The organism is Klebsiella sp. GG_Kp175 (genome assembly GCF_040062325.1).
Lineage (GTDB): Bacteria > Pseudomonadota > Gammaproteobacteria > Enterobacterales > Enterobacteriaceae > Klebsiella > Klebsiella quasipneumoniae.
The window spans coordinates 1-26207 of record NZ_JBEAFX010000024.1 but is presented as its reverse complement, the minus strand read 5'-3'; the positions used below and the strand labels follow the sequence as shown (position 1 = coordinate 26207).

General features: G+C 52.5%; 46 protein-coding genes and 1 pseudogene. 7 read left to right on the top strand and 40 right to left on the bottom strand.

The window, feature by feature from the left end; translation table 11 throughout:
• The first annotated feature begins 255 nt into the window (after positions 1 to 255).
• Positions 256 to 810, top strand: coding sequence for a gamma carbonic anhydrase family protein (locus tag ABLU73_RS22670; protein WP_049093772.1), 555 nt, complete (start codon positions 256 to 258; stop codon positions 808 to 810).
• On the opposite strand, the gene ABLU73_RS22665 is transcribed toward ABLU73_RS22670, so the two are convergent.
• From ABLU73_RS22665 to dprA, 6 genes are read right to left on the bottom strand one after another with little or no spacing between them, the layout of a single operon-like run.
• Positions 786 to 1043 (bottom strand): DUF1488 domain-containing protein, encoded by a 258-nt coding sequence (locus ABLU73_RS22665; RefSeq protein ID WP_043523043.1) that lies wholly within the window; start codon positions 1041 to 1043, stop codon positions 786 to 788. The genes ABLU73_RS22670 and ABLU73_RS22665 overlap by 25 nt on opposite strands.
• Positions 1040 to 1858 (bottom strand): shikimate dehydrogenase, encoded by an 819-nt coding sequence (gene aroE, locus ABLU73_RS22660; protein ID WP_049093771.1) that lies wholly within the window; start codon positions 1856 to 1858, stop codon positions 1040 to 1042. Before aroE ends, ABLU73_RS22665 begins: the two co-directional genes overlap by 4 nt.
• A 3-nt stretch (positions 1859 to 1861) precedes the next feature.
• Positions 1862 to 2434, bottom strand: coding sequence for an L-threonylcarbamoyladenylate synthase type 1 TsaC (tsaC, locus tag ABLU73_RS22655; protein ID WP_004206805.1), 573 nt, complete (start codon positions 2432 to 2434; stop codon positions 1862 to 1864).
• Positions 2435 to 2438: 4 nt separating this feature from the next.
• On the bottom strand, positions 2439 to 2981 hold the full coding sequence (locus ABLU73_RS22650) for a type I DNA topoisomerase (RefSeq protein ID WP_023291168.1): 543 nt from the start codon (positions 2979 to 2981) through the stop codon (positions 2439 to 2441).
• Positions 2982 to 3007: 26 nt separating this feature from the next.
• A complete protein-coding gene (gene smg / locus ABLU73_RS22645; RefSeq protein ID WP_002919137.1) occupies positions 3008 to 3481 on the bottom strand; it encodes a DUF494 family protein Smg in 474 nt (157 codons plus the stop codon).
• Positions 3453 to 4577 carry a DNA-protecting protein DprA gene (dprA, locus tag ABLU73_RS22640; protein WP_017900612.1) on the bottom strand — a complete coding sequence of 375 codons (1125 nt, stop codon included), beginning with the start codon at positions 4575 to 4577 and terminating at the stop codon, positions 3453 to 3455. Before dprA ends, smg begins: the two co-directional genes overlap by 29 nt.
• 128 nt (positions 4578 to 4705) lie before the next feature.
• Here dprA and def point away from each other — a divergent pair, with 128 nt between their 5' ends.
• The 5 genes from def to mscL all read left to right on the top strand — a co-directional run bounded on the left by def (position 4706) and on the right by mscL (position 9468).
• Entirely contained in the window at positions 4706 to 5215 is a 510-nt protein-coding gene (gene def / locus ABLU73_RS22635; RefSeq protein WP_004206802.1) for a peptide deformylase, read from the top strand.
• Positions 5216 to 5229: 14 nt separating this feature from the next.
• Entirely contained in the window at positions 5230 to 6177 is a 948-nt protein-coding gene (fmt, locus tag ABLU73_RS22630) for a methionyl-tRNA formyltransferase (protein ID WP_017900611.1), read from the top strand.
• Between the two features lie 52 nt (positions 6178 to 6229).
• Complete coding sequence (gene rsmB / locus ABLU73_RS22625) at positions 6230 to 7525, top strand: 16S rRNA (cytosine(967)-C(5))-methyltransferase RsmB (RefSeq protein ID WP_004206800.1); 1296 nt, start codon at positions 6230 to 6232, stop codon at positions 7523 to 7525.
• 13 nt (positions 7526 to 7538) lie between these two features.
• The gene (gene trkA / locus ABLU73_RS22620; protein ID WP_002919153.1) at positions 7539 to 8915 is read left to right on the top strand and encodes a Trk system potassium transporter TrkA; all 1377 of its coding nucleotides are present in this window, start codon (positions 7539 to 7541) and stop codon (positions 8913 to 8915) included.
• A gap of 139 nt (positions 8916 to 9054) precedes the next feature.
• Complete coding sequence (gene mscL / locus ABLU73_RS22615; RefSeq protein WP_205609011.1) at positions 9055 to 9468, top strand: large-conductance mechanosensitive channel protein MscL; 414 nt, start codon at positions 9055 to 9057, stop codon at positions 9466 to 9468.
• On the opposite strand, the gene ABLU73_RS22610 is transcribed toward mscL, so the two are convergent.
• The 31 genes from ABLU73_RS22610 to rpsJ all read right to left on the bottom strand — a co-directional run bounded on the left by ABLU73_RS22610 (position 9404) and on the right by rpsJ (position 24302).
• Positions 9404 to 9682 (bottom strand): ribosome alternative rescue factor ArfA, encoded by a 279-nt coding sequence (locus tag ABLU73_RS22610; protein ID WP_004206797.1) that lies wholly within the window; start codon positions 9680 to 9682, stop codon positions 9404 to 9406. The genes mscL and ABLU73_RS22610 overlap by 65 nt on opposite strands.
• Before the next feature lie 57 nt (positions 9683 to 9739).
• Positions 9740 to 10165 carry a Zn(2+)-responsive transcriptional regulator gene (gene zntR, locus ABLU73_RS22605; protein WP_004206796.1) on the bottom strand — a complete coding sequence of 142 codons (426 nt, stop codon included), beginning with the start codon at positions 10163 to 10165 and terminating at the stop codon, positions 9740 to 9742.
• 2 nt (positions 10166 to 10167) lie between these two features.
• Positions 10168 to 10536 carry a DUF1992 domain-containing protein gene (locus ABLU73_RS22600; protein WP_004206795.1) on the bottom strand — a complete coding sequence of 123 codons (369 nt, stop codon included), beginning with the start codon at positions 10534 to 10536 and terminating at the stop codon, positions 10168 to 10170.
• A 108-nt stretch (positions 10537 to 10644) separates the two neighbouring features.
• Positions 10645 to 11031 (bottom strand): 50S ribosomal protein L17, encoded by a 387-nt coding sequence (rplQ, locus tag ABLU73_RS22595; protein WP_002919206.1) that lies wholly within the window; start codon positions 11029 to 11031, stop codon positions 10645 to 10647.
• A 40-nt stretch (positions 11032 to 11071) separates the two neighbouring features.
• On the bottom strand, positions 11072 to 12061 hold the full coding sequence (rpoA, locus tag ABLU73_RS22590; protein WP_002919219.1) for a DNA-directed RNA polymerase subunit alpha: 990 nt from the start codon (positions 12059 to 12061) through the stop codon (positions 11072 to 11074).
• 25 nt (positions 12062 to 12086) lie between these two features.
• The gene (rpsD, locus tag ABLU73_RS22585) at positions 12087 to 12707 is read right to left on the bottom strand and encodes a 30S ribosomal protein S4 (RefSeq protein ID WP_002919224.1); all 621 of its coding nucleotides are present in this window, start codon (positions 12705 to 12707) and stop codon (positions 12087 to 12089) included.
• A gap of 33 nt (positions 12708 to 12740) precedes the next feature.
• Positions 12741 to 13130, bottom strand: a complete 390-nt coding sequence (gene rpsK / locus ABLU73_RS22580; protein ID WP_002919257.1) for a 30S ribosomal protein S11 — start codon at positions 13128 to 13130, stop codon at positions 12741 to 12743.
• A gap of 16 nt (positions 13131 to 13146) precedes the next feature.
• The gene (rpsM, locus tag ABLU73_RS22575) at positions 13147 to 13503 is read right to left on the bottom strand and encodes a 30S ribosomal protein S13 (RefSeq protein WP_002919259.1); all 357 of its coding nucleotides are present in this window, start codon (positions 13501 to 13503) and stop codon (positions 13147 to 13149) included.
• Between the two features lie 146 nt (positions 13504 to 13649).
• Positions 13650 to 13766, bottom strand: a complete 117-nt coding sequence (gene rpmJ, locus ABLU73_RS22570; RefSeq protein ID WP_000868187.1) for a 50S ribosomal protein L36 — start codon at positions 13764 to 13766, stop codon at positions 13650 to 13652.
• Between the two features lie 33 nt (positions 13767 to 13799).
• Positions 13800 to 15131, bottom strand: coding sequence for a preprotein translocase subunit SecY (gene secY / locus ABLU73_RS22565; RefSeq protein ID WP_002919515.1), 1332 nt, complete (start codon positions 15129 to 15131; stop codon positions 13800 to 13802).
• Positions 15132 to 15138: 7 nt separating this feature from the next.
• The gene (gene rplO, locus ABLU73_RS22560; protein ID WP_002919516.1) at positions 15139 to 15573 is read right to left on the bottom strand and encodes a 50S ribosomal protein L15; all 435 of its coding nucleotides are present in this window, start codon (positions 15571 to 15573) and stop codon (positions 15139 to 15141) included.
• Between the two features lie 3 nt (positions 15574 to 15576).
• Positions 15577 to 15756, bottom strand: coding sequence for a 50S ribosomal protein L30 (rpmD, locus tag ABLU73_RS22555; protein WP_001140434.1), 180 nt, complete (start codon positions 15754 to 15756; stop codon positions 15577 to 15579).
• Between the two features lie 3 nt (positions 15757 to 15759).
• On the bottom strand, positions 15760 to 16263 hold the full coding sequence (gene rpsE, locus ABLU73_RS22550; protein ID WP_002919545.1) for a 30S ribosomal protein S5: 504 nt from the start codon (positions 16261 to 16263) through the stop codon (positions 15760 to 15762).
• A gap of 14 nt (positions 16264 to 16277) precedes the next feature.
• Complete coding sequence (gene rplR, locus ABLU73_RS22545) at positions 16278 to 16631, bottom strand: 50S ribosomal protein L18 (RefSeq protein WP_000358960.1); 354 nt, start codon at positions 16629 to 16631, stop codon at positions 16278 to 16280.
• Positions 16632 to 16640: 9 nt separating this feature from the next.
• The gene (rplF, locus tag ABLU73_RS22540) at positions 16641 to 17174 is read right to left on the bottom strand and encodes a 50S ribosomal protein L6 (RefSeq protein ID WP_002919662.1); all 534 of its coding nucleotides are present in this window, start codon (positions 17172 to 17174) and stop codon (positions 16641 to 16643) included.
• Positions 17175 to 17186: 12 nt separating this feature from the next.
• The gene (gene rpsH / locus ABLU73_RS22535; RefSeq protein ID WP_002919665.1) at positions 17187 to 17579 is read right to left on the bottom strand and encodes a 30S ribosomal protein S8; all 393 of its coding nucleotides are present in this window, start codon (positions 17577 to 17579) and stop codon (positions 17187 to 17189) included.
• Positions 17580 to 17612: 33 nt separating this feature from the next.
• The gene (gene rpsN, locus ABLU73_RS22530; protein WP_002919667.1) at positions 17613 to 17918 is read right to left on the bottom strand and encodes a 30S ribosomal protein S14; all 306 of its coding nucleotides are present in this window, start codon (positions 17916 to 17918) and stop codon (positions 17613 to 17615) included.
• A 14-nt stretch (positions 17919 to 17932) separates the two neighbouring features.
• On the bottom strand, positions 17933 to 18472 hold the full coding sequence (gene rplE, locus ABLU73_RS22525; protein WP_001096200.1) for a 50S ribosomal protein L5: 540 nt from the start codon (positions 18470 to 18472) through the stop codon (positions 17933 to 17935).
• A 14-nt stretch (positions 18473 to 18486) separates the two neighbouring features.
• On the bottom strand, positions 18487 to 18801 hold the full coding sequence (gene rplX, locus ABLU73_RS22520) for a 50S ribosomal protein L24 (RefSeq protein ID WP_000729185.1): 315 nt from the start codon (positions 18799 to 18801) through the stop codon (positions 18487 to 18489).
• 10 nt (positions 18802 to 18811) lie between these two features.
• Positions 18812 to 19183, bottom strand: coding sequence for a 50S ribosomal protein L14 (gene rplN / locus ABLU73_RS22515; RefSeq protein WP_002919748.1), 372 nt, complete (start codon positions 19181 to 19183; stop codon positions 18812 to 18814).
• 165 nt (positions 19184 to 19348) lie between these two features.
• Positions 19349 to 19603: a 30S ribosomal protein S17 gene (gene rpsQ / locus ABLU73_RS22510; RefSeq protein ID WP_002919751.1), complete on the bottom strand. Its 255-nt coding sequence runs from the start codon at positions 19601 to 19603 to the stop codon at positions 19349 to 19351.
• Complete coding sequence (gene rpmC / locus ABLU73_RS22505; protein ID WP_002919754.1) at positions 19603 to 19794, bottom strand: 50S ribosomal protein L29; 192 nt, start codon at positions 19792 to 19794, stop codon at positions 19603 to 19605. The genes rpsQ and rpmC overlap by 1 nt, the downstream gene beginning before the upstream one ends.
• Positions 19794 to 20204, bottom strand: a complete 411-nt coding sequence (gene rplP, locus ABLU73_RS22500; protein WP_002919759.1) for a 50S ribosomal protein L16 — start codon at positions 20202 to 20204, stop codon at positions 19794 to 19796. Before rplP ends, rpmC begins: the two co-directional genes overlap by 1 nt.
• Positions 20205 to 20216: 12 nt before the next feature.
• Complete coding sequence (rpsC, locus tag ABLU73_RS22495) at positions 20217 to 20915, bottom strand: 30S ribosomal protein S3 (protein ID WP_002919766.1); 699 nt, start codon at positions 20913 to 20915, stop codon at positions 20217 to 20219.
• A gap of 17 nt (positions 20916 to 20932) precedes the next feature.
• Complete coding sequence (gene rplV / locus ABLU73_RS22490) at positions 20933 to 21265, bottom strand: 50S ribosomal protein L22 (protein WP_002919773.1); 333 nt, start codon at positions 21263 to 21265, stop codon at positions 20933 to 20935.
• Between the two features lie 14 nt (positions 21266 to 21279).
• On the bottom strand, positions 21280 to 21558 hold the full coding sequence (gene rpsS / locus ABLU73_RS22485) for a 30S ribosomal protein S19 (RefSeq protein ID WP_001138115.1): 279 nt from the start codon (positions 21556 to 21558) through the stop codon (positions 21280 to 21282).
• 16 nt (positions 21559 to 21574) lie between these two features.
• Positions 21575 to 22396: a 50S ribosomal protein L2 gene (gene rplB, locus ABLU73_RS22480; RefSeq protein ID WP_002919786.1), complete on the bottom strand. Its 822-nt coding sequence runs from the start codon at positions 22394 to 22396 to the stop codon at positions 21575 to 21577.
• Between the two features lie 17 nt (positions 22397 to 22413).
• Complete coding sequence (rplW, locus tag ABLU73_RS22475; RefSeq protein WP_000617546.1) at positions 22414 to 22716, bottom strand: 50S ribosomal protein L23; 303 nt, start codon at positions 22714 to 22716, stop codon at positions 22414 to 22416.
• Positions 22713 to 23318 carry a 50S ribosomal protein L4 gene (gene rplD, locus ABLU73_RS22470; RefSeq protein WP_002919794.1) on the bottom strand — a complete coding sequence of 202 codons (606 nt, stop codon included), beginning with the start codon at positions 23316 to 23318 and terminating at the stop codon, positions 22713 to 22715. The genes rplW and rplD overlap by 4 nt, the downstream gene beginning before the upstream one ends.
• A gap of 10 nt (positions 23319 to 23328) precedes the next feature.
• Positions 23329 to 23958, bottom strand: a complete 630-nt coding sequence (gene rplC / locus ABLU73_RS22465; RefSeq protein WP_002919796.1) for a 50S ribosomal protein L3 — start codon at positions 23956 to 23958, stop codon at positions 23329 to 23331.
• Between the two features lie 32 nt (positions 23959 to 23990).
• On the bottom strand, positions 23991 to 24302 hold the full coding sequence (rpsJ, locus tag ABLU73_RS22460; RefSeq protein WP_001181005.1) for a 30S ribosomal protein S10: 312 nt from the start codon (positions 24300 to 24302) through the stop codon (positions 23991 to 23993).
• 383 nt (positions 24303 to 24685) lie between these two features.
• On the opposite strand from rpsJ, the gene ABLU73_RS22455 reads away from it, so the two are divergent.
• Positions 24686 to 25171 carry an A24 family peptidase gene (locus ABLU73_RS22455; protein WP_048325870.1) on the top strand — a complete coding sequence of 162 codons (486 nt, stop codon included), beginning with the start codon at positions 24686 to 24688 and terminating at the stop codon, positions 25169 to 25171.
• On the opposite strand, the gene bfr is transcribed toward ABLU73_RS22455, so the two are convergent.
• The 3 genes and pseudogenes from bfr to tuf all read right to left on the bottom strand — a co-directional run.
• Positions 25155 to 25631, bottom strand: coding sequence for a bacterioferritin (bfr, locus tag ABLU73_RS22450; RefSeq protein WP_004206792.1), 477 nt, complete (start codon positions 25629 to 25631; stop codon positions 25155 to 25157). The genes ABLU73_RS22455 and bfr overlap by 17 nt on opposite strands.
• A 73-nt stretch (positions 25632 to 25704) precedes the next feature.
• The gene (gene bfd, locus ABLU73_RS22445; RefSeq protein WP_004152415.1) at positions 25705 to 25899 is read right to left on the bottom strand and encodes a bacterioferritin-associated ferredoxin; all 195 of its coding nucleotides are present in this window, start codon (positions 25897 to 25899) and stop codon (positions 25705 to 25707) included.
• Between the two features lie 180 nt (positions 25900 to 26079).
• A pseudogene (tuf, locus tag ABLU73_RS22440) lies at positions 26080 to 26207 on the bottom strand (elongation factor Tu); the annotation flags it as partial.

Genomic DNA, 26207 nt, shown 5'->3' with positions numbered 1-26207 from the left:
TTTCAGGATTTTTCTCTTCAACCGAACCGGCTGTTTGTGTGAAGTGATTCACATCTGCCGTGTCAGTGGGTGCGCATTATAGGGATCCCATTTTTTTGCACAAGCCTTTTTTCGATCTTTTTTTCTGAATGGTGATTTTTCACCCTTTTCGCCGTGTAATTGCACGATTTGCTCAATTTTCACCGTTTTCAGGGGTTGCAGAGCGAGATAAAAGCCACCAAAGTCTTCTTACGCTCCCGTATTTTTGAGGTCAACATGTCTGCTCAACTGCGCCCCTATAAAGCATTTTTCCCGCAAATCGGTCTTCGCGTCATGATTGACGCATCCAGCGTCGTTATCGGTGATGTCAGAATTGCCGATGACGTCAGCGTCTGGCCTCTGGTAGCCATTCGCGGCGACGTCAACTATGTATCGATAGGTCAACGCAGCAATATTCAGGACGGCAGCGTTCTACACGTGACCCATAAATCCTCTTACAAGCCTGAGGGAAATCCACTGATCATTGGAGAGGATGTGACGGTTGGCCACAAAGTGATGCTGCACGGCTGCACTATCGGCAACCGCGTACTGGTTGGTATGGGTTCGATCTTATTAGATGGTGTCGTCGTTGGCGATGACGTCATGATTGGCGCGGGAAGTCTGGTACCGCAGAACAAACAGCTGGAAAGCGGCTTCCTTTACTTTGGCAATCCGGTCAAACAGATCCGCCCCCTGACAGAGGCGGAGCGGGAAGGCCTTAAGTATTCAGCGAATAACTATGTGATATGGAAAGATGAATATCTGGATCAGGAGAGCCAGACCCAACCCTGAGCATCCTCCTGATTATCGCGGATCAATGCCTCTGCCTCTTCCTCAAGATCCCAACGATGTTCCTGAAATGCGGCCAGCCACTGCGCTGGCCCCTCTGCGCCAAAACGCTGCTGCAGGATCTGCCCTGAAATTGCGCAGGTTAATTGCATCCCATTAACCAGCGCGGGAAACACCACGCCCTGCCGTTCGGCATCCCATGATTCCCGATCGGGAAACTGAATCGCCTGATTCATGCATTCAGTTCCTGTTGCAGCCTTTCTATAACCGGGGTGATAGCCGGCAGGACGCCGTGCCATAGCAGAACGGCATGGGCGGCTTGCGCCACCAGCATTCCCAGCCCGTCAGCACAGTGGGTTGCGCCATGCTGCTGGCACCAGTGAAGAAACGGTGTCGGCCCTTTCTGGTAGAACATGTCATAGCAATACACGTCAGCGTTGACAACAGATGCCGGGATAGCCGGTACATCACCGTCTATTCCACTGGACGTCGCATTGATGATCAGATCGAATGTTTCCCCGGATAAGGTATCCATCTCCCTTGCGCTGACGCTGCCGGTATGAGCGAAGAGCGTGGCTAACTCATGGGCACGAGCGTAGGTGCGATTGACGATCGTGACGGCACATCCCAGCGACAGCAGCGGCAGCAGCACCCCACGCGATGCGCCACCGGCACCGATAAGCAGGATCCGCTGGCGTGGCTTAATGAATCCCAGACGCTCCAGATCGCTCAGCAGACCAATACCGTCCGTGTTGTCGCCCAGCAAACGCCCGTCTTCGAGACGTTTCAGGGTATTCACCGCTCCCGCCAGCGCAGCGCGTTCTGTCAGTTCATCCGCGCGCGCAAAAGCTTCTTCTTTAAAAGGAACAGTAACATTGGCGCCCTTTCCTCCCTGCGCAAAAAACTGATTGAGAGAAGAGACAAAATCGTCCAGCGGCGCTAGCACACGTCCATAAGGATGGATAATCCCTAACTGGCAGGCAAACAGCTGGTGAATAGAAGGCGACTTGCTGTGCGCAATCGGATTACCAAAAACAGCATAGGTTTCCATGGTTCACCCCTGGCGGAACAGTTCACCCGTCAGGGCATCACGTATTTCAGATGGATTTTGCCGTCCGCCCGTAGCGCCATCCACGACCGGGAAGCTGTCACCAAACTGAGCACGGACTTCTGCGGTGGTGCGGCAAGGCGGTTGCCCGGTGAGATTGGCGCTCGTCGAGACCAGCGGTTTTCCGTAGGCTTCGCACAATTCAATCACCAGCGGATGGTTGGTCACGCGTACAGCCAGCGAATCAAAACGACCAGTCAGCCAGCGTGGTGTTTCAGGACGCGCCGGGAATACAAACGTCACCGGTCCTGGCCAGCAGGAAAAGATCGCTGCCCGCTGCGAATCACTTAACCGTGAATCATCAATATAGGGCTTGAGTTGCTCAAAGCTAGCGGCGATAAGGATCAATCCCTTCTCAACAGGACGTTGCTTCAGCTCCAGCAGACGCATAACGGCCGTTTCGCTGTCAGGGTCGCAGCCGACGCCAAAAACGGCTTCCGTGGGATAGGCGATGACATGTTCATTATTCAGGACCGCCACGGCATGGGCGACGGCTTCTGAGGGCAGGTTATTGTTCACTGATTTATTCCGCCGGGATCGGCTTTCCACATTGTTTACTGGCACAGAAGCGTCTGAGCCCCTGCGCCGTCTTCTTTTCTATTAACAGCGGGTAATGGCATTCAGGGCATTCGCCCGCCACCGGTTTAAAATTGATAACGAACTGGCAATCAGGATAGCGATCGCAGGAGTGAAAGGTTTTACCGAAACGGGAACGACGCTGGACCAGATGGCCTTGTCCGCACTGCGGGCAAGCAATAGCCGTCTCATCTGGTTTATCAATTAGCTCAGTATGTTCGCATTCCGGATAGCGGCTACAGCCAATGAACATCCCAAAACGCCCCTGACGTAGCACCATAACCGCGCCGCACGATGGGCATGCTTGCCCCTCCAGCACCTTAACGACATGCCCGTCAGCCTGACTTTTCAGGGGACGGATATAGTCACAGTCCGGATAATGCGAACAGCCGAGAAACGGGCCATGTTTCCCGGAACGGATCACCAGTTCAGCCCCGCACTGTGGGCAGGGCTCATTTTTACGCACCGAAAACAGTGCTGATTTGGTCATAACAACTCGATGTTGCTGCAAAAAGATTAATGCAGCATACCTTCATTTACTTCGAAGAGTAATTCTTCCATTTGCTGATAGGCGTTTTCACAGCCCGGAATATTGAACAGTACCATCAGGATGACCCATTTCAGGTCCTCCAGCTCAAATTCTGCCGTATCCAGCGCCAGTACGCGCTCTATCACCATTTCTCGCGTTTCGAGGTTCAACACCTGAATCTGCTCGAGGAAGAGTAAAAACCCCCGGCAACTGGCGTCCAGACGCTGGCACTCCTCTTCGGTATATACCCGAAGCGACAGCGGGTCGGAAGCGAGCTGCATGGGTTCAACGAGACCTTCCTGATAATCAGCCAGTTTCTCGAGCCACATTAACGCGTTATAGATATCTTCCCGCTCAAAACCTGCGTCGGTAAGATCCCGCGTCAGTTTGTCCTGATCCACGCGCATTTCTGCTTCGCTATGGATGTAAGTTTCAAACAAATACATGAGTACGTCGAACATGGCTTGCCCTCCTTAATCGGACATAGCCGCCGGGTACAGCTGCGATCCAGCCTGCTAACTCCAGTTCAAGTAGCTGAGCTACGGTTACTGGCACAGATTGGCCGGCACGTTCAGCGACAACGTCAACAGGTGTTACCTCATCTCCTACGTTAGCCAGGAGCTCCGGAAATGGCAATGCTACAGACGGCTGATCGGCGCAATTATTTATCGAATCAGACGTATCAGTTAGCCAGGCCAGCTCGTTGTGCCAGTATTCCACAATATCCTCTGGCGAGGTCACCGGCACCGCGCCTTGCTTAATTAACCAGTGTGGGCCTTCCGATCCCGGATTGCCTATCGGCCCAGGCAGGGCAAACACATCCCTTCCCTGTTCCAGAGCACAGCGGACGGTAACCAGCGAACCGCTTCTCAATGCCGCCTCAACCACCAGCACGCCCAGGCTCAGGCCGCTGATAATCCGGTTGCGTCTGGGGAAATGCGCGGGAAGCGGCGGCGTTATAAGTGGAAATTCAGACACCAGCGCACCTCCATTATCGACGATCTGCTGGGCGAGGCTCGCATGGCGCCGCGGATAAACCTGGCCCAGTCCGTTGCCCAGTACCGCGATGGTTTTGCCCTCGGCCGCGAGCGCGCCGCGATGCGCGACGCCATCAATGCCTAACGCCAACCCACTGGTGATAGTCATCCCTTTACGCGCCAACGTTTCGCTGAACAGCTTCCCCCAGCGAGCGCCATACCAGGAATGCAAGCGACTGCCAATAACGGCAAGCTGCGCGCTGTGAAGCAGAGCGGGATCGCCGCTGACCAGCAACGCGCCGGGATAATCAACGATGGCCCTTAGCCGCAGCGGAAAGCGTGGATCGTCGGCCAGTAACAGATGATGTTCCGGGTGCTCCAGCCAGCGCCGCGTCTCGTCAAGCTCACGCCCGTCAAGCCGAAAAAATAACGTTGCCTGCGCCGCGGTCATCCCGACGGCATGCAGCGCTTCATGATCAATGCTGGCGGCTGCGCATAAGCGCTGAGCGATCTCTACCATCCTGTCGCCATACAAGCTACTGACCTTCATCAGCCGCAGCCAAATCTCGTCGGGCGTCATCCTTACCCCCTGCCATAAGCGGTATTGACAATCTTTGCGATTGGACAGTGAGACTGTCAATTGCAGGGTGTTTTGTCTAGAATAGAGCTAATAATCTTATCAACTCCTGAATACGACTCTGGAACTTTATGGCAGTTTTGCAAGTGTTACATATTCCGGACGAGCGCCTTCGCAAAGTCGCCGAGCCGGTCAAAGAAGTGAATGCGGAAATTCAGCGTATCGTCGATGATATGTTCGACACCATGTACGCTGAGGAGGGCATTGGTCTGGCCGCGACCCAGGTCGATATCCATCAGCGCATTATCGTTATTGATGTGTCGGAAAATCGTGAAGAGCAGCTGGTGTTAATCAACCCGGAGCTGCTGGAAAAAGATGGCGAAACCGGCATTGAAGAAGGCTGCCTGTCTATTCCGGAACAGCGCGCCCTGGTGCCGCGTGCGGAAAAAGTGAAGATCCGCGCGCTGGATCGCGACGGTAAGCCATTTGAACTGGAGGCCGATGGCCTGCTGGCTATCTGTATTCAGCATGAGATGGATCATCTGGTCGGCAAACTGTTTATTGATTATCTGTCACCGCTCAAACAACAGCGCATTCGTCAGAAGGTTGAGAAACTGGATCGTTTACGTTCCCGTGCCTGATAACAAGGAATACCGTGTCACAATCACTACGTATCATTTTCGCCGGCACCCCCGATTTTGCAGCGCGTCATCTTGACGCGCTGTTGTCGTCTGAACATCAGGTTGTTGGCGTATTCACTCAGCCAGACCGCCCTGCTGGCCGCGGCAAAAAATTGATGCCGAGCCCGGTAAAGGTGCTGGCTGAAGCCCATAACTTACCTGTATTCCAGCCATCCTCCCTGCGCCCGCAGGACAACCAACAATTAGTCGCCGATCTCGGCGCCGATATTATGGTGGTGGTGGCGTACGGTTTGATTCTGCCGAAAGCGGTGCTGGAGATGCCCCGTCTGGGCTGCATCAACGTTCACGGCTCCCTGCTGCCGCGCTGGCGTGGCGCAGCGCCGATCCAGCGTTCGCTGTGGGCGGGGGATAGCGAAACAGGCGTAACCATCATGCAGATGGACGTCGGCCTTGATACGGGTGATATGCTGTATAAGCTTTCCTGCCCCATTACCGCAGAGGATACCAGCGGCAGCCTGTACGATAAGCTGGCCGAGCTCGGCCCTCAAGGTCTGCTGGCAACTTTAGCCCAGCTGGCCAACGGCACCGCGCAGCCTGAAGTACAGGATGAATCGCTGGTGTGCCACGCCGAGAAGCTGAGTAAAGAAGAAGCTCGCATCGACTGGTCGCTTTCCGCCGCACAGCTGGAGCGCTGCATCCGCGCCTTTAATCCGTGGCCAATGAGCTGGCTGGAAATTGACGGGCAGCCGCTAAAAGTGTGGCGGGCATCGGTCATTGCCGAAGCCGCACATGCCGAACCAGGTACTATCGTGGCAGCAACCAAACAAGGTATCCAGGTCGCCACAGGCGATGGGATCCTCAGTCTGGAATCGCTACAGCCTGCGGGTAAAAAAGCGATGAGCGCCCAGGATTTACTCAATTCCCGCCGGGAGTGGTTTACGCCTGGCACCCGTCTCGCCTGACGGTCGTCTCTTCTGAAGCCCGGGTTCGCCGGGCATTTTTATTTTTGCGCTTATGAAAAAGAATATAAATTTACGCAGCCTGGCCGCCCAGGCTATCGAGCAAGTCGTTGAAAAAGGTCAGTCTTTAAGCAACGTCCTGCCCCCTCTACAGCAAAAAGTCAGCGATAAAGACAAAGCGCTGCTGCAGGAGCTGTGTTTTGGCGTACTGCGTACGCTCAGCCAGCTGGAGTGGCTTATCAGCAAGCTGATGGCGCGTCCGATGACCGGCAAACAGCGCACCGTGCACTTTCTGATTATGGTTGGGCTCTATCAGTTACTCTACACCCGCATCCCTCCACACGCCGCGCTGGCTGAAACGGTAGAAGGCGCGGTGGCGATTAAGCGCCCGCAGCTTAAAGGGCTGATCAATGGGGTGTTACGCCAGTTTCAGCGCCAACAGGAAGAGCTACTGGCAGAATTCGCCGGGCAGGAAAACCGCTACCTTCATCCCAAATGGCTGCTGAAGCGTCTGCAGCAGGCATGGCCGCAACACTGGCAGGAGATTGTCGACGCTAACAACCAGCGCCCGCCGATGTGGCTGCGCGTTAACCGCAACCATCATTCCCGAGATGAATGGCTTGCTCTGCTTAAAGAGGCCGGTTTAGAAGGTTTCACCCACCCTGACTATCCCGACGCCGTGCGTCTGGCCACCCCTGCCCCGGTCCATACGTTGCCGGGTTTTGCCGAAGGATGGGTAACCGTTCAGGATGCCTCGGCCCAGGGCTGCATGCGCTATCTGCAGCCGGAAAACGGCGAGCGCATTCTTGATCTCTGCGCTGCGCCGGGCGGCAAGACGACGCATATTCTGGAGGTCGCTCCCCAGGCTGAGGTCATGGCGGTGGACATTGATGAACAGCGTCTTTCCCGCGTCTATGACAACCTGAAACGGCTGGGCATGAAAGCCGAAGTCAAACAGGGCGATGGTCGCTTCCCTGAGCAGTGGTGTGGCAGCGAGCAGTTCGATCGTATTCTGCTGGATGCCCCCTGTTCCGCCACCGGTGTTATTCGCCGCCATCCGGATATCAAATGGCTGCGCCGGGATCGGGATATCGCCGATTTAGCCCAGCTACAGGCCGAGATCCTCAATGCCATCTGGGGGCATCTGAAACCAGGCGGCACGTTGGTTTACGCTACCTGTTCTATTCTGCCGGAAGAGAATAGCCAGCAAATTGCCGCCTTCCTCGCGCGGACCCCGGATGCGGAGCTTGACGCAACCGGTACGCCGGCAAGCCCGGGACAGCAAAATCTGCCGGGTGCGGAAGAAGGCGATGGCTTCTTTTACGCTAAGCTAATCAAACGTCGCAACTAATGGATCACTGCAGATGAAGATTATTATTCTGGGCGCCGGCCAGGTCGGCGGCACGCTGGCGGAGAACCTCGTCGGCGAGAACAATGATATTACGCTGGTTGATACCAATGGCGACCGTCTGCGCAGCCTGCAGGATAAGTTCGACCTGCGTGTCGTCCAGGGGCACGGTTCTCACCCCCGCGTACTGCGCGAGGCAGGAGCCGATGATGCCGATATGCTGGTGGCGGTCACCAGTTCGGATGAAACCAACATGGTGGCCTGCCAGGTCGCCTATTCGTTATTCAATACGCCAAACCGTATTGCTCGTATTCGTGCGCCTGATTACGTCCGCGATGCGGAAAAGCTCTTCAATTCTGAAGCAGTGCCCATCGATCACTTAATCGCTCCGGAACAGCTGGTCATCGACAATATTCACCGTCTGATAGAATATCCCGGCGCGCTGCAGGTCGTGAACTTCGCGGAAGGGAAAGTCAGCCTCGCCGTGGTGAAAGCCTATTACGGTGGTCCGCTGGTGGGTAATGCATTGTCCACCATGCGTGAGCATATGCCGCATATCGATACGCGCGTGGCCGCTATTTTCCGCCACGATCGCCCCATTCGCCCACAGGGTTCGACGATTGTCGAGGCCGGCGATGAAGTCTTCTTTATTGCCGCCTCGCAGCATATCAGGGCGGTCATGAGCGAACTCCAGCGTCTGGAGAAGCCTTATAAACGCATCATGTTGGTCGGCGGCGGCAATATTGGCGCGGGCCTGGCCCATAAGCTGGAAAAAGACTACAGCGTTAAGCTTATCGAGCGCAATCAGCAGCGAGCCGCTGAGCTGGCAGAAAAACTGCAGCATACTATCGTCTTCTACGGTGATGCATCGGATCAGGAGCTGCTGGCCGAAGAGCATATTGACCAGGTGGACCTGTTTATTGCCGTCACTAACGATGACGAAGCAAACATCATGTCTGCGATGCTGGCCAAGCGAATGGGGGCTAAAAAAGTGATGGTGCTGATCCAGCGTAGAGCCTATGTGGATCTGGTTCAGGGTAGCGTCATCGATATTGCGATATCGCCTCAGCAGGCCACGATTTCCGCCCTCCTCAGCCATGTTCGTAAAGCCGATATTGTCGGCGTCTCCTCCCTGCGCCGCGGCGTTGCGGAAGCGATCGAAGCAGTGGCACACGGCGATGAGAGCACCTCGCGGGTGGTCGGGCGATCGATCGATGAGATCAAGCTTCCGCCAGGCACGATCATTGGCGCCGTCGTGCGCGGGAATGACGTGATGATCGCCAATAATAATCTGCGGATCGAGCAAGGCGATCATGTGATCATGTTTTTGACTGATAAAAAGTTTATTTCCGATGTAGAAAGGCTGTTCCAGCCAAGTCCTTTCTTCCTCTAATTCCCAGGGCGTCGAACAGGCGCCTTTTATTATCCCTTATTATTCAAAGGTTAATATTTTCCTGTAACGCTCTACGGGGAATGGCAAATGAAAATACATTTGTTAAACTTACAACGTCAGCTGGCTCAAGGAGAATAAAATGAGTTTTTTAAAAGAGTTTCGCGAATTCGCGATGCGCGGGAACGTTGTCGATTTGGCAGTGGGTGTGATCATCGGTGCAGCATTCGGTAAAATTGTTTCGTCGCTGGTCGCGGATATTATTATGCCGCCGCTCGGCCTGTTGATTGGCGGGATCGATTTTAAACAGTTTGCCGTCACGCTGCGCGATGCCCAGGGTGATGTACCGGCAGTGGTGATGCACTATGGGGTGTTTATTCAGAACGTTTTCGATTTCATCATCGTCGCATTTGCCATTTTCATGGCGATTAAACTGATGAATAAGTTAAATCGCAAGAAAGAAGAGGCTCCGGCGGCACCGCCAGCGCCCTCTAAAGAAGAAGCCCTGCTGAGCGAAATTCGCGATCTGTTGAAAGAACAAAACAAGCGTTCTTAATCAGCAGCGAAAGCAGAAGACCAGTGGTAAAAAAGCGATTCGCTTGCTTGCCACTGGCCTCCCGGTCCATCCTTGCTGCATGTTTATCTTTACGTTGATAGCTTCCCTTCCCTTTCTTGTTCTTCTCTACACGCTGCCTGAATAATGGATCGTGGAGAAGTGCCTCAATGGCATTATCTTTAATTTGCCCTTTGGTATGCTGATAGCGACTCATAGTAACTCCAGTACATGTGTGAATTCCGCGCGAGTGTAGATCCGCGCGCACAAAAAATCAACGGCTGGCATTGCCGTTACTGGCGCCTTGCTCAAGGGCCTCGAGGATCGAACAGTAAACGCTGCTGTGAGCTGTGCCGCAGCAGGCGTCGTTGAGCCGTTGCAGAGAGCGACGCATCGTTTGTAGCTCGTTGATCCTCGCCTCAACTTCGCTTAATCGCGCCTGAACGATCCCTTTCGACTCCTGACAGGTGTGATGTTCCGGATCGATACGGATCGACAATAATTCGCGGATCGCTTCCAGAGTAAAGCCCAGCTGACGGGCATAGCGAATAAAGCGCAGACGCTGAAGATCGTTATCCGAGTAAAGACGAAATCCCCCCTCAGTGCGCACGTCATGATCCATCATTTGCTGTTTTTCATAATAACGGATGGTATCTGGCGTCACATCAGCCAGTTTTGCCAGCTCACCAATACGATACATATTCACTCCTGATTGATTTTATGCAGCAACGCATCGGCGTACTCACCGCGTAAAAAGTCGGTGTTCAGTCCTGCCTGACGCAGCTTAAGCTCGAGCAGAGCAAGGCGCTTGCTGAGTTCGCCATGCCGCGGGTCGTCCTGACGCACACCCTTAAGCAAGTCTGCCAGAGCCACCGCCTCTCTGCGCTGCTCCAGCTCCGGGGGAAGACACCCTGCATTCTTCAGAAGGCGATAGCCTGCCCGCAGCTCGGCCGGTACATGCGAATCGTCATCGAGAGTTAGCGGTACGCCGCTACCGGGTAAATTATCGAACTCGCCTTTGGTTTGGGCATCGAGGATATGGCGTTCTGCCCACTGATCCAGTAACCACATTCTACGGCTCCGGGGGATGAACAAAAAGAGTACAGATATTGTAGTGAAGTGGGGATGAGGTAGATATAAAAAAACCCGCCGGGGCGGGTTTTTTTACGTTACTACAGATTACTCTGCAGCAGCTTCTGCTTTCGGCTCAGCACGATCAACCAGCTCGATGTATGCCATCGGCGCGTTGTCGCCTGCACGGAAGCCACACTTCAGAATGCGAGTGTAACCACCGGCGCGGCTCGCGAAACGCGGGCCCAGCTCGTTAAACAGTTTTGCCACGATCTCGTTATCACGAGTGCGGGCGAATGCCAGACGACGATTAGCAACGCTATCAGTCTTGGCAAGAGTAATCAGCGGCTCAACTACGCGACGCAGTTCTTTCGCTTTCGGCAGGGTCGTCTTGATGATTTCATGACGAACCAGCGAACCTGCCATGTTACGGAACATAGCCTGGCGATGGCTGCTGTTGCGGTTCAGTTGACGACCACTCTTACGATGGCGCATGACCTTATCCTTCTCAGTAAAACCTTAACCTGTGATCCGGTTACTCGTCAGCAATGCTTGCTGGTGGCCAGTTTTCCAGGCGCATGCCCAGAGACAGTCCACGGGAAGCCAGCACGTCTTTAATCTCAGTAAGAGATTTTTTACCCAGGTTCGGCGTTTTCAGCAACTCAACCTCGGTACGCTGTACCAGATCACCGATATAGTGGATAGCTTCTGCCTTGAGGCAGTTAGCAGAGCGGACAGTCAATTCCAGATCGTCAACAGGGCGCAGCAGGATCGGATCGAATTCTGGTTTCTCTTCTTTCACTTCTGGCTGACGTACATCACGTAAGTCAACAAAAGCTTCCAGTTGTTCAGCCAGGATGGTTGCCGCACGACGAATCGCCTCTTCAGGATCGATTGTGCCGTTGGTTTCCATTTCGATGACCAGCTTGTCCAGGTCGGTACGCTGTTCTACACGCGCAGCTTCAACATTGTAGGCAATACGCTCTACAGGGCTGTAGCAGGCGTCGACCAGCAGACGGCCGATTGGGCGCTCATCTTCTTCCGAATGAATTCGGGCAGAAGCCGGCACATAACCGCGACCGCGCTGAACTTTGATACGCATGCTGATAGCAGCGTTCTCATCAGTCAGGTGGCAAATCACGTGCTGCGGCTTGACGATTTCGACATCACCGTCGTGGGTAATGTCGGCTGCGGTCACAGGGCCAATGCCAGATTTATTCAAAGTAAGGATGACTTCATCTTTACCCTGAACTCTCACCGCCAGCCCTTTCAGGTTGAGCAGGATTTCAAGGATGTCTTCCTGAACGCCTTCTTTGGTGCTGTACTCGTGCAGTACACCATCAATCTCAACCTCGGTCACCGCGCAACCCGGCATCGATGAGAGCAGAATACGGCGCAGTGCGTTACCCAGAGTATGGCCGAAGCCACGCTCTAAAGGCTCAAGGGTCACCTTGGCGTGCGTCGAACTCACTTGCTCGATATCGACCAGGCGCGGTTTTAGAAACTCTGTCACAGAACCCTGCATTGTGTCCTCTCTTTGGTACTAAGCTTTACTTGGAGTAAAGCTCGACGATCAGGTGTTCGTTAATGTCCGCAGACAGATCAGAACGCTCCGGCTGACGCTTGAACGTACCTTCCATCTTGCCAGCATCAACTTCCAGCCAGGTTGGCTTTTCACGCTGCTCAGCCAGCTCCAGAGCGGCTTTCACGCGAGATTGCTTTTTCGCTTTCTCACGAATGCTGACAACGTCATTCGCTTTAACCTGATAAGAAGCGATGTTAACAACACGACCGTTTACCATAATCGCTTTGTGGCTAACCAGCTGGCGTGCTTCAGCACGAGTGGCGCCGAAGCCCATACGGTATACAACGTTGTCCAGACGACCTTCCAGCAGAGCCAACAGGTTTTCACCGGTGTTGCCTTTCAGACGTGCTGCTTCTTTATAGTAGTTACGGAACTGACGCTCCAGCACACCGTACATACGGCGAACTTTTTGCTTTTCACGCAACTGCACACCATAGTCAGACAGACGCGGCTTACGCGCACCGTGCTGGCCAGGAGCTTGTTCAATTTTACACTTGGTATCGATCGCGCGAACGCCAGACTTAAGGAATAAGTCGGTGCCCTCACGACGGCTCAGCTTGAGCTTAGGACCCAAATATCTTGCCATTTTCTTTCTCCAACTAACCTGGAAAACGCAGCGTTATACGCGACGTTTTTTCGGCGGACGACAACCGTTATGAGGGATCGGAGTCACATCAGTAATATTAGTGATGCGGAAACCAGCGGCGTTCAGTGCACGAATGGTAGATTCGCGACCCGGACCCGGACCTTTGACCATAACTTCCAGATTCTTGATGCCGTATTCTTTTACGGCTTCTGCGCAACGCTCTGCTGCAACCTGAGCTGCGAACGGAGTGGATTTGCGAGAACCACGGAAACCGGAACCACCGGCTGTTGCCCAACCCAGTGCGTTACCCTGACGATCAGTAATGGTAACGATGGTGTTGTTAAAAGAAGCATGGATATGAGCCACGCCGTCAGAGACTTGTTTTCTTACACGCTTACGTGCACGAATTGGTGCCTTTGCCATTATTCAATCACCCCGATTATTTCTTGATCGGTTTACGCGGACCCTTACGGGTACGTGCGTTGGTCTTGGTACGCTGACCGCGAACCGGGAGACCACGACGATGACGCAAACCACGGTAGCAACCAAGGTCCATCAGACGCTTGATGCTCAGGGTGATTTCACGGCGCAGATCACCTTCAACGACAAATTTACCTACTGCTTCACGCAGAATATCAATTTGTTCTTCAGACAGCTCACTGATCTTAACATTTTCAGCGATGCCCGTTTCAGCGCAGATGGCTTTAGAACGGGTTTTGCCGATACCGAAAATAGCGGTTAAAGCGATTACGGTATGTTTGTGATCAGGAATGTTAATGCCTGCTATACGGGCCACTATGCACTCCTACTATTTAATATGTACGCACCATGCTGAAAAGCCCGTTTTCAGGATACTCAAATGGAAACGTACAGACATACAAAAGATTGGCTGGCTAATCTAGCCAGCTCAATCCAACTTTGCAAGAAAAATATGCGAAAAAATCAGCCTTGGCGCTGTTTATGCTTCGGCTCGGCACTGCAAATCACACGGATGACGCCATCACGCTTAACGATTTTGCAGTTACGGCATAATTTCTTGACGGAAGCACGAACTTTCATTTTTACTCTCCGTAACTTCTCGGGCGACCAGTTTTAGCGGCCGTAGCCTTTCAGGTTCGCCTTCTTCAATGCAGACTCATACTGACTGGACATCATCAGAGTTTGCACTTGAGCCATAAAGTCCATAATCACGACAACAACGATAAGCAGCGAGGTCCCACCGAAGTAGAACGGCACTTTCATCGCGTCACGCATGAACTCCGGGATCAGGCAGATAAAAGTAATGTACAACGCACCAACCAGAGTCAGGCGAGTCATCACTTTATCGATATACTTCGCCGTTTGCTCTCCCGGACGAATTCCTGGTACAAATGCACCGGACTTCTTCAGGTTATCTGCTGTTTCACGCGGGTTGAAAACCAACGCCGTGTAGAAGAAACAGAAGAAGATGATTGCAGACGCATAGAGTAACACATAAAGCGGTTGCCCAGGCTGCAAATACAGCGAAATTGTTGTCAGCCAGTTCCAACCAGTACCACCCCCGAACCATGACGTGATGGTTGCCGGGAACAGTATAATACTGGAAGCGAAGATTGCCGGGATTACCCCCGCCATATTCACTTTCAGCGGTAAATGTGTGCTCTGTGCAGCATAGACACGACGACCCTGTTGACGTTTCGCGTAGTTTACCACAATGCGGCGTTGACCACGTTCAACGAATACAACAAAGAAGGTCACTGCAAATACTAATACTGCAACCAACAGCAACAGGAGGAAGTGCAGGTCGCCTTGACGCGCTTGCTCGATAGTATGGGCGATGGCCGGCGGGAGTCCCGCAACGATACCGGCGAAGATAATGATCGAGATACCGTTACCGATACCGCGTTCAGTGATCTGTTCGCCGAGCCACATCAGGAACATAGTCCCTGTGACCAGACTGACAACAGCGGTGAAATAGAATGCAAAGCCTGGATTAATCACCAGGCCCTGCATACCAGGCATATTCGGCAGACCGGTAGCAATACCGATCGACTGGAATATCGCCAGCACCAGAGTACCGTAGCGGGTGTACTGGCTGATCTTACGACGACCAGACTCCCCTTCTTTCTTCAGTTCTGCCAGCGGTTGATAAACCACCGTCAGCAGCTGCACGATGATTGATGCCGAAATGTACGGCATAATCCCCAGTGCAAAGATAGAAGCACGGCTGAGAGCACCACCAGAGAACATGTTGAACATTTCAATGATGGTGCCTCGCTGTTGCTCAAGCAGTTTGGCAAGTACAGCGGCATCAATACCAGGGATCGGAATAAAAGAGCCAATACGGAACACTATCAGCGCACCGACCACAAACAGAAGTCTGCGTTTCAGTTCGCCAAGGCCACCTTTGGCACTTTGAAAATCTAATCCCGGTTGTTTAGCCATCTGCTACTTATTCCTCAATTTTACCGCCAGCAGCTTCGATAGCAGCACGAGCACCTTTAGTCACACGCAGGCCACGAACAGTTACCGGACGAGTTACCTCACCAGACAGGATCACTTTCGCGAACTCGATCTGGACACCGATAATGTTAGCCGCTTTCAGCGCGTTCAGGTCTACTACATCGCCTTCTACGTGAGCCAGATCGGAGAGACGGATCTCTGCGGTGATCATCGCTTTACGAGAAGTGAAGCCGAATTTCGGCAGACGACGGTACAGAGGCATCTGACCACCCTCGAAACCGCGACGTACGCCACCGCCAGAACGAGATTTCTGACCTTTGTGACCACGACCACCGGTTTTACCGAGGCCAGAACCGATACCACGACCCAGGCGTTTACCCGCCTTTTTGGAGCCTTCGGCCGGAGACAGAGTATTTAAACGCATCTCTTACTCCTCAACTTTAACCATGAAGGAAACCGCGTTGACCATACCACGAACAGCAGGAGTATCCTCGCGCTCTACGGTGTGACCAATACGACGCAGACCCAGGCCAAGCAGCGTTGCCTTGTGTTTCGGCAGACGACCGATTGCACTGCGGGTTTGAGTAATTTTAATAGTCTTTGCCATGGTTTATTTCCCCAGAATTTCTTCAACGGATTTACCACGCTTGGCAGCGACCATATCCGGGGACTTCATGTTTTCCAGACCGTCGATAGTTGCACGAACCACGTTAATCGGGTTGGTGGAACCATACGCTTTAGCCAGAACGTTACGAACCCCAGCGACTTCCAGAACGGCGCGCATTGCACCACCGGCGATGATACCGGTACCTTCGGAAGCCGGCTGCATGAATACACGAGAACCCGTGTGAGTACCCTTAACCGGGTGCTGCAGGGTGCCGTGGTTCAGCGCGACGTTAATCATATTGCGACGGGCTTTTTCCATCGCTTTCTGGATCGCTGCTGGAACTTCACGCGCTTTACCGTAACCAAAACCAACGCGACCGTTACCATCGCCTACTACAGTCAGAGCTGTGAAGGAGAAAATACGACCACCTTTAACGGTTTTAGATACGCGGTTTACCGCGATCAGCTTTTCCTGCAGTTCGCCAGCTTGTTTTTCGATGTGAGCCATCTTACACCTCTACCTTAGAACTGAAGGCCAGCTTCACGGGCAGCATCTGCCAGTGCCTGGACACGACCATGATATTGGAACCCGGAACGGTCAAAGGAAACATCTTTGATGCCTTTTTCCAGAGCGCGTTCAGCGACAGCTTTACCCACAGCTGCAGCAGCGTCTTTGTTACCGGTGTACTTCAGTTGTTCAGCGATAGCTTTTTCTACAGTAGAAGCAGCTACCAGAACTTCAGAACCATTCGGTGCAATTACCTGTGCGTAAATGTGACGCGGGGTACGATGTACCACCAGGCGAGTTGCGCCCAGCTCCTGGAGCTTGCGGCGTGCGCGGGTCGCACGACGGATACGAGCAGATTTCTTATCCATAGTGTTACCTTACTTCTTCTTAGCCTCTTTGGTACGCACGACTTCGTCGGCGTAACGAACACCCTTGCCTTTGTAAGGCTCAGGACGACGGTAGGCGCGCAGATCTGCTGCAACCTGGCCGATCACCTGCTTATCAGCGCCTTTCAGCACGATTTCAGTCTGAGTCGGACATTCTGCAGTGATACCCGCAGGCAGCTGATGATCAACCGGGTGAGAGAAACCTAAAGCCAGGTTTACTACATTCCCTTTGACCGCTGCACGATAACCTACACCAACCAGCTGCAGCTTCTTAGTGAAGCCTTCGGTAACACCGATAACCATTGAGTTCAGCAGGGCACGCGCGGTACCAGCCTGAGCCCAACCGTCTGCGTAACCATCACGCGGACCGAAGGTCAGTGCATTATCTGCATGTTTAACTTCAACAGCATCGTTGAGAGTACGAGTCAGCTCGCCGTTTTTACCTTTGATCGTAATAACCTGACCGTTGATTTTTACATCAACGCCGGCAGGAACAACGACCGGTGCTTTAGCAACACGAGACATTTTTTCCTCCGATTAGGCTACGTAGCAGATAATTTCGCCACCAAGACCAGCCTGGCGCGCTGCACGATCAGTCATAACACCTTTAGAGGTAGAAACAACTGCGATACCCAGACCGGCCATAACTTTCGGCAGCTCATCTTTTTTCTTATAGATGCGCAGACCTGGGCGGCTGACACGCTGAATGCTTTCTACAACAGCTTTACCCTGGAAATACTTAAGAGTCAGTTCCAGTTCCGGCTTGGTGTCGCCTTCAACTTTAAAATCTTCGATAAAACCTTCTTCCTTCAGCACGTTGGCGATTGCCACTTTCAGCTTGGAGGAAGGCATGGTGACCGCAGCTTTGTTCGCGGCCTGACCGTTACGGATACGGGTCAGCATATCCGCGATCGGATCTTGCATGCTCATCTGTCTTTACTCCCGTGATTCAATTGGTGACAATTACCAGCTAGCCTTTTTCAGACCCGGGATTTCACCGCGCATAGCGGCTTCACGGACCTTAATACGGCTCAACCCGAACTTCCGCAGGAAACCATGCGGACGACCTGTTTGACGGCAGCGGTTACGCTGACGAGACGGGCTGGAATCACGCGGCAGAGTCTGCAGCTTGAGAACGGCATTCCAACGATCTTCGTCGGTTGCGTTCACATCAGAGATGATAGCTTTCAGTTCAGCGCGTTTAGCGAAGAATTTATCAGCTAAAGCCACGCGCTTTACTTCGCGTGCTTTCATTGATTGCTTAGCCATTAAGTAACCCTACCTTACTTGCGGAACGGGAAGTCAAAGGCAGCCAGCAGAGCACGGCCTTCTTCGTCAGATTTCGCAGTAGTGGTAATGGTAATATCCAAACCACGAACGCGGTCGACTTTATCGTAGTCGATTTCTGGGAAGATGATCTGCTCACGGACACCCATGCTGTAGTTGCCACGACCGTCGAAAGACTTAGCGGACAGGCCGCGGAAGTCACGAATACGCGGTACAGCAATAGTGATCAGGCGCTCAAAGAACTCCCACATGCGTTCGCCACGCAGAGTTACTTTACAGCCGATCGGATAGCCCTGACGGATTTTGAAGCCTGCAACTGATTTGCGTGCTTTGGTGATCAGCGGTTTTTGACCGGAGATTGCTGCCAGGTCAGCTGCTGCGTTATCCAGCAGTTTCTTGTCAGCGATCGCTTCACCAACACCCATGTTCAGGGTGATCTTCTCGACCCGAGGGACTTGCATGACAGAATTGTAGTTAAACTCAGTCATGAGTTTCTTAACTACTTCGTCTTTGTAGTAATCATGCAGTTTCGCCATCGTACTACTCCAAATTACTTGATAGTTTCGCTGTTAGACTTGAAGAAACGGACTTTTTTGCCGTCTTCGAATCTAAAGCCTACACGGTCAGCCTTGCCGGTTGCCGCATTGAAGATTGCAACGTTAGAAACCTGAATTGCAGCTTCTTTTTCAACGATGCCGCCTGGTTGGTTCAGAGCCGGAACCGGCTTCTGGTGTTTCTTAACCAGGTTGATACCTTCAACAATGACCTTGCCGGAAGACAGGACATTCTTAACTTTACCGCGCTTACCTTTATCTTTACCGGTTAACACGATAACTTCGTCATCACGACGGATTTTCGCTGCCATGATTCGCTCCTTAGAGTACTTCTGGTGCCAGAGAGATAATTTTCATGAACTTCTCGGTACGAAGTTCACGAGTTACCGGCCCAAAAATACGCGTACCGATAGGCTGCTCGCTGTTATTGTTCAGAATAACGCATGCATTACCATCGAAGCGAATGACAGAACCGTCCGGGCGACGAACACCCTTCTTGGTGCGCACCACTACCGCCTTCAGCACATCACCTTTTTTGACCTTACCACGCGGAATTGCTTCTTTGATGGTGATCTTGATGATGTCGCCTACGCCTGCGTAGCGACGGTGCGAGCCACCCAGAACCTTGATACACATTACGCGACGTGCACCGGAGTTGTCGGCGACGTTCAGCATAGTCTGTTCTTGGATCATTTTAGTGCTCCGCTAATGTCAACTACTACTGAGACCCGAAAATTAGGGTCGTTAAAAAGCCCCATATCGAGGGCGCGGCATTATAACACCACAAACCAGATATGGGTAGAAAAAATAAACGGCTCATCGCTGAGCCGTTTATCCGTATCGAGAATGCGTACTCTATTACAGAACCGCTTTCTCTACAACGCGAACCAGCGTCCAGGACTTAGTCTTGGACAGCGGACGGCATTCGCGGATTTCAACCTTGTCGCCGATACCGCATTCGTTGTTCTCGTCATGTACGTGCAGTTTGGTCGTACGTTTGATGAATTTGCCGTAAACCGGGTGTTTCACCATACGTTCGATAGCAACAACAATGGATTTCTCCATTTTGTCGCTAACTACGCGACCTTGCAGAGTACGGATTTTATCGGTCATTACGCACCCGCCTTCTGAGTCAGTAAAGTCTTAACGCGTGCAACATCACGACGCACTTGCTTCAGCAGATGAGTCTGTTGCAGCTGGCCACTTGCAGCCTGCATGCGCAGGTTGAACTGCTCACGCAGCAGGTTCAGCAGCTCAGCGTTCAGCTCTTCAACGCTTTTTTCACGCAGCTCTTTTGCTTTCATTACATCACCGTCTTAGTTACAAAGGTGGTTTTGATCGGCAGTTTCGCTGCTGCCAGGCCGAATGCTTCACGGGCCAGCTCTTCCGGTACACCGTCCATTTCATACAGGACTTTACCCGGCTGAATCAAGGCAACCCAGTACTCCACGTTACCTTTACCTTTACCCATACGAACTTCCAGCGGCTTCTCGGTGATCGGTTTGTCCGGGAATACACGGATCCAGATCTTACCTTGACGCTTAACTGCACGGGTCATAGCACGACGTGCTGCTTCGATCTGACGTGCAGTCAGACGACCACGGCCAACAGCTTTCAGACCGAAAGTGCCGAAGCTAACATCCGTACCCTGCGCCAGACCACGGTTGCGGCCTTTGTGCACTTTACGGAATTTTGTACGCTTTGGTTGTAACATCAGCGACGCTCCTTATTTACGGCCTTTACGCTGCTGCTTTTTAGGTTGAGCAGCCGGTTCCGGTTGTTCAACAGCAGCCATACCACCCAGGATCTCACCTTTGAAGATCCATACCTTAACGCCGATTACACCGTAAGTGGTGTGCGCTTCAGAGGTGTTGTAGTCGATGTCAGCACGCAGAGTGTGCAGCGGTACGCGACCTTCACGGTACCATTCGGTACGTGCGATTTCCGCGCCGCCCAGACGGCCGCTAACTTCAACTTTGATACCTTTAGCGCCCAGACGCATTGCGTTCTGTACAGCACGCTTCATCGCACGACGGAACATAACGCGACGTTCCAGCTGAGAAGTGATGCTGTCAGCAACCAGTTTTGCGTCCAGTTCAGGTTTACGAACTTCGGCGATATTGATCTGTGCAGGTACGCCAGCGATATCCGCTACGACCTTGCGCAGTTTTTCTACGTCTTCGCCTTTCTTACCGATAACGATACCCGGGCGAGCGGTGTGAATGGTCACACGGATGCTCTTAGCCGGACGCTCGATAACGATGCGAGATACAGACGCTTTAGCCAGTTCTTTAGTCAGGAACTGACGTACTTTAAAATCGCTGTCCAGGTTGTCAGCGAATTCTTTGGTGTTCGCGAACCAGGTAGAGTTCCATGGTTTGACAATACCCAGGCGAATACCATTAGGATGTACTTTCTGACCCATTGCTAGTCTCCAGAGTCTCAGCGATCGGACACAACCACAGTGATGTGGCTGGTGCGCTTCAGGATGCGATCTGCACGACCTTTAGCACGCGGCATAATGCGCTTCATGCTCGGGCCTTCGTCTACGAAAATTTTCGCAACTTTCAGATCATCAATGTCAGCGCCATCGTTGTGTTCAGCGTTAGCAATGGCAGATTCCAGTACCTTCTTGACCAGTACAGCAGCTTTTTTGTTGGTGTAGGTCAGAATATCCAGGGCCTGCGACACTTTCTTACCGCGAATCAGGTCAGCTACAAGGCGAACCTTCTGAGCAGAAGAACGAGCATGGCGATGTTGAGCTAAAGTTTCCATCTCTTCCTCCTACCTTATTTCTTCTTCGCTTTTTTATCAGCAGCGTGGCCGCGATAAGTACGAGTCGGTGCGAATTCACCCAGTTTGTGACCGACCATTTCGTCGGAAACAAATACTGGAACGTGCTGACGACCATTATGGACAGCGATGGTCAAACCGATCATGTTAGGAAAGATCGTTGAACGACGGGACCAAGTGCGCAGGGGCTTCTTGTCTCCGCTTTCCACCGCTTTCTCTACCTTCTTCAGCAAGTGCAGGTCAATAAAAGGACCTTTCTTGAGAGAACGTGGCATGGCTTATCCTCTAAAATTATTTGCTACGGCGACGTACGATGAATTTATCAGTACGCTTGTTGCTGCGGGTCTTCTTACCTTTGGTCTGCAGGCCCCACGGGGATACCGGGTGCTTACCAAAGTTACGACCTTCACCACCACCATGTGGGTGGTCTACTGGGTTCATCGCAGTACCGCGAACGGTAGGACGAACACCACGCCAGCGTGCAGCACCTGCTTTACCCAGAACGCGCAGCATATGCTCAGCATTGCCAACTTCGCCCAGAGTAGCGCGGCAGTCTGCTTCGACTTTACGCATTTCACCAGAACGCAGACGCAGGGTGACATAAGCACCGTCGCGAGCAACGATCTGAACGTAAGTACCAGCGGAACGAGCCAGCTGACCGCCTTTACCTGGTTTCATTTCTACGTTATGAACGGTAGAACCAACCGGGATATTGCGCATCGGCAGGGTGTTGCCTGCTTTGATTGCAGCATCAACGCCAGACTGAATCTGGTCGCCAGCTTTCAGGCCTTTCGGGGCCAGGATGTAACGGCGCTCGCCGTCTTTGTACAGAACCAGCGCGATGTTCGCGGAGCGGTTCGGATCGTACTCAAGACGTTCAACAACTGCCGGGATACCATCTTTGTTGCGTTTGAAGTCAACAATACGGTAAGCCTGCTTGTGGCCACCACCGATATGACGGGTGGTGATACGGCCATTGTTGTTACGACCACCGGATTTGCTGTTTTTTTCCAGCAACGGAGCAAAAGGTTTGCCCTTGTGCAGCTCTGGGTTAACCACTTTAACGACGTGGCGACGACCCGGAGATGTCGGTTTACATTTAACAACTGCCATTGTATTACTCCTCCGACTTACTCAGCGCCGCCAACGAAGTCCAGATTCTGGCCTTCTTTCAGGGTGACGTAAGCTTTTTTCCAGTCGCTACGACGACCGATACGCTGTCCGTGACGTTTAACTTTCCCTTTAACAACCAGGGTGTTAACGACTTCGACTTCGACTTCAAACAGTTTCTGCACAGCAGCTTTGATTTCTGCTTTGGTCGCGTCTTTAGCAACTTTGAGAACGATGGTGTTTGTTTTTTCCATCGCAGTAGACGCTTTTTCAGAAACGTGCGGTGCGCGCAGCACCTTCAGCAGACGTTCTTCACGAATCATGCCAGCATCTCCTCAACTTGCTTAACAGCATCAGCAGTCATTACGACTTTGTCGAAGGCGATCAGGCTAACCGGGTCGATACCGTTCGCATCACGTACGTCAACCTTGTGCAGGTTACGTGCGGCCAGGAACAGGTTCTCGTCCAGCTCACCGGTGATGATCAGCACATCTTCCAGAGCCATGTCTTTCAGTTTCTGTGCCAGCAGCTTAGTTTTCGGCGCTTCAACAGAGAACTTCTCGACAACGATCAGACGATCCTGACGTACCAGTTCGGACAGGATGCTTTTCAGCGCGCCGCGGTACATCTTCTTGTTAACTTTTTGACTGTGGTCCTGCGGACGAGCAGCAAAGGTCACGCCACCGGAACGCCAGATCGGGCTCTTGATAGAACCAGAACGCGCACGGCCGGTACCTTTCTGGCGCCACGGTTTTTTACCGGAGCCAGTGATTTCAGCACGAGTCTTCTGAGCACGAGTGCCCTGACGCGCACCAGCTGCATAAGCAACAACAACCTGGTGAACCAGCGCTTCGTTGAAATCACGACCGAAGGTAGTTTCGGAAACAGTCAGCGCGCTCTGCGCGTCTTTCAATACTAATTCCATTGCTATCTCCTCACGCCTTCACAGCTGGTTTAACGATCAGGTCGCTACCGGTCGCACCCGGGACAGCACCTTTAACCAGCAGCAGGTTGCGCTCAGCGTCAACACGTACTACGTCCAGGCTCTGAACGGTTACACGCTCATTACCCAGCTGACCTGCCATTTTCTTGCCTTTGAACACTTTGCCCGGAGTCTGGTTCTGACCGATAGAACCCGGAACGCGGTGAGACAAGGAGTTACCGTGAGTAGCGTCCTGGGTACGGAAGTTCCAGCGCTTAACGGTACCAGCAAAACCTTTACCTTTTGAGGTACCGGTTACGTCAACTTTTTTAACGTCAGCAAACAGTTCAACGCTAATGTTCTGACCTACGGTGAATTCTTCGCCGTCAGCCAGACGGAATTCCCACAGACCACGGCCAGCTTCAACGCCAGCTTTAGCGAAGTGACCCGCTTCCGGCTTGGTTACACGGTTAGCTTTTTTAGCACCGGTGGTAACCTGGATTGCGCGGTAGCCATCGTTAGCCAGGTCTTTAACCTGAGTAACACGGTTTGCTTCAACTTCGATTACGGTTACTGGGATAGAAACGCCATCTTCAGTGAAGATGCGGGTCATGCCCACTTTTTTACCGACTAAACCAATCATTGTTTCAACCTCTCAATCGCTCGATGACCTGATTAACCCAGGCTGATCTGCACGTCTACACCGGCAGCCAGATCCAGACGCATCAGAGCATCAACGGTTTTTTCAGTTGGCTCAACGATGTCAACCAGACGCTTGTGAGTGCGAATTTCGTACTGGTCACGCGCGTCTTTGTTGACGTGCGGGGAGATCAGAACGGTAAAGCGCTCTTTGCGGGTCGGCAGCGGGATCGGACCACGGACTTGCGCACCAGTGCGCTTAGCAGTCTCGACGATTTCCGCGGTTGATTGATCGATCAGACGATGATCAAACGCTTTCAGGCGGATACGGATTCTTTGGTTCTGCATGAGACCAGAGCTCCAATTATTTTATAGACGAAATGATTACTCCTCATACCCATTACGATTGATGGGAGAGTGTAACCGTTCTTACATAGCCCCCCGATTGGGGACATTGTTTGATAACCCAACTGCGATTACCAGGGTTCATATTGAACCGGCCGTCAACTTTGACAGGCCCGCGCATTATACGCAAATTCTGGCGCTACGCAAGTGCTGTTTAGAAAATCATCACCAGGATTTGCGCGCCTTCGCGCCAGCGAACTGTACGGACCGACAACGCGGCAAATTAACGCGGATGGCGCCATCCATTCCAGGAAAGTCCTTTTTGCACCGGACGAGTGACAATAAGCATAGTGAGGCGATGTTCTTTGACGATTACGGGGTTAACCATGCTCGCCGCCCTCCCCTTCTTGCTGTGCTATAGCGGATTGACCTTAGCCTTATGCCTCCAGGACCTGCGTCACGGCCTGCTGCCTGACCGTTACACCTGTCCCCTGCTGTGGAGCGGTTTACTTTTTTATCTTTGTCTGGCGCCGCACCAGCTTCATGATGCCGTCTGGGGGGCGATAGGCGGCTATCTGTGTTTGGCTTCGCTTTACTGGCTATATCGCGGGATCCGCGGCTATGAGGGGTTGGGGTATGGGGATATCAAATATCTCGCCGCCCTAGGCGCCTGGCATGGCTGGCAATTGTTGCCGCAGCTGCTACTGGTGGCATCGCTGCTCGCCGGCACGGTGTGGGCAGTATCAGGTTTGCACGCCAGGTACGGCGGGAGCAGTAAATGGAGGGGGAACAACCCGCTGCCGTTTGGGCCATTTCTGGCGGCCGCGGGTTTCTGGTGCGGGTGTCAGACGCTGGCTAGTCTGACACTTTGATCTGCGACTGCAGGTAATTTTGCAGGCCGATTTTGCCGATCAGATCGAGTTCGGTTTCCAGCCAGTCAATATGGCCTTCTTCATCCGCCAGGATCTCAATCATCATATCGCGGCTGACGTAGTCATGGACGCTGTCGGCATAGGCGATCGCCTCGCGCAGATTTTGCGCCCCTTCCAGCTCCAGTCTTAAATCGGACTGCAGCATCTCTTCCACATCTTCACCGATGCCAAGTTTGCCGAGATCCTGCAGATTAGGGATACCTTCGAGAAAAAGAATACGCTCGATGTATTTATCGGCATGCTTCATTTCGTCGATGGATTCGTGGTACTCGATATCGTTGAGGCGCATCAGGCCCCAGTTTTTGAACATTCTCGCATGGAGAAAGTACTGATTAATTGCGACCAGCTCATTTCCCAATAATTTATTGAGATAACTTATGATTTTGACATCACCTTTCATTATATAGTCCCTCCGCTTCCACTCATTGAAGCGTAGTCCGGCCTATAGGGATGTCAAAAGAGAAGCGTGGACTTCAGGCGATTTCTTTGAATTCCGGCATGGTGGTTAATTCATCTTCCATAACTTCCCGCGCCGCGCGAACACACTTACCGCATTGATTTCCAACGGGAACAAACTTACGTAATTGCTGAAAAGATTGCGGTTGAAACTGGCGAACAACCTGGCGAATTTTTTTATCGCTGACGCCATTGCACAAACAAACGTACATATAAACTCCCGTTCAATTTATGCACAAATATTAAATGAGAATAGTTATGATTACAATAGACCATTTACTCATTATCCGCCGCAGCGCACGTTATGAATCGCCAGTAGCACCGCCCTTTTCGCTGAACGACGGACAGCAAAAAGGGCGCCGAAGCGCCCTTTTTTATTCAAAGCTAACGAATTAGCCCAGAACTTTAGCTACAACGCCCGCGCCAACGGTACGGCCGCCTTCACGGATTGCGAAACGCAGACCGTCGTCCATCGCGATCGGGTGGATCAGGGTAACAACCATTTTGATGTTGTCGCCCG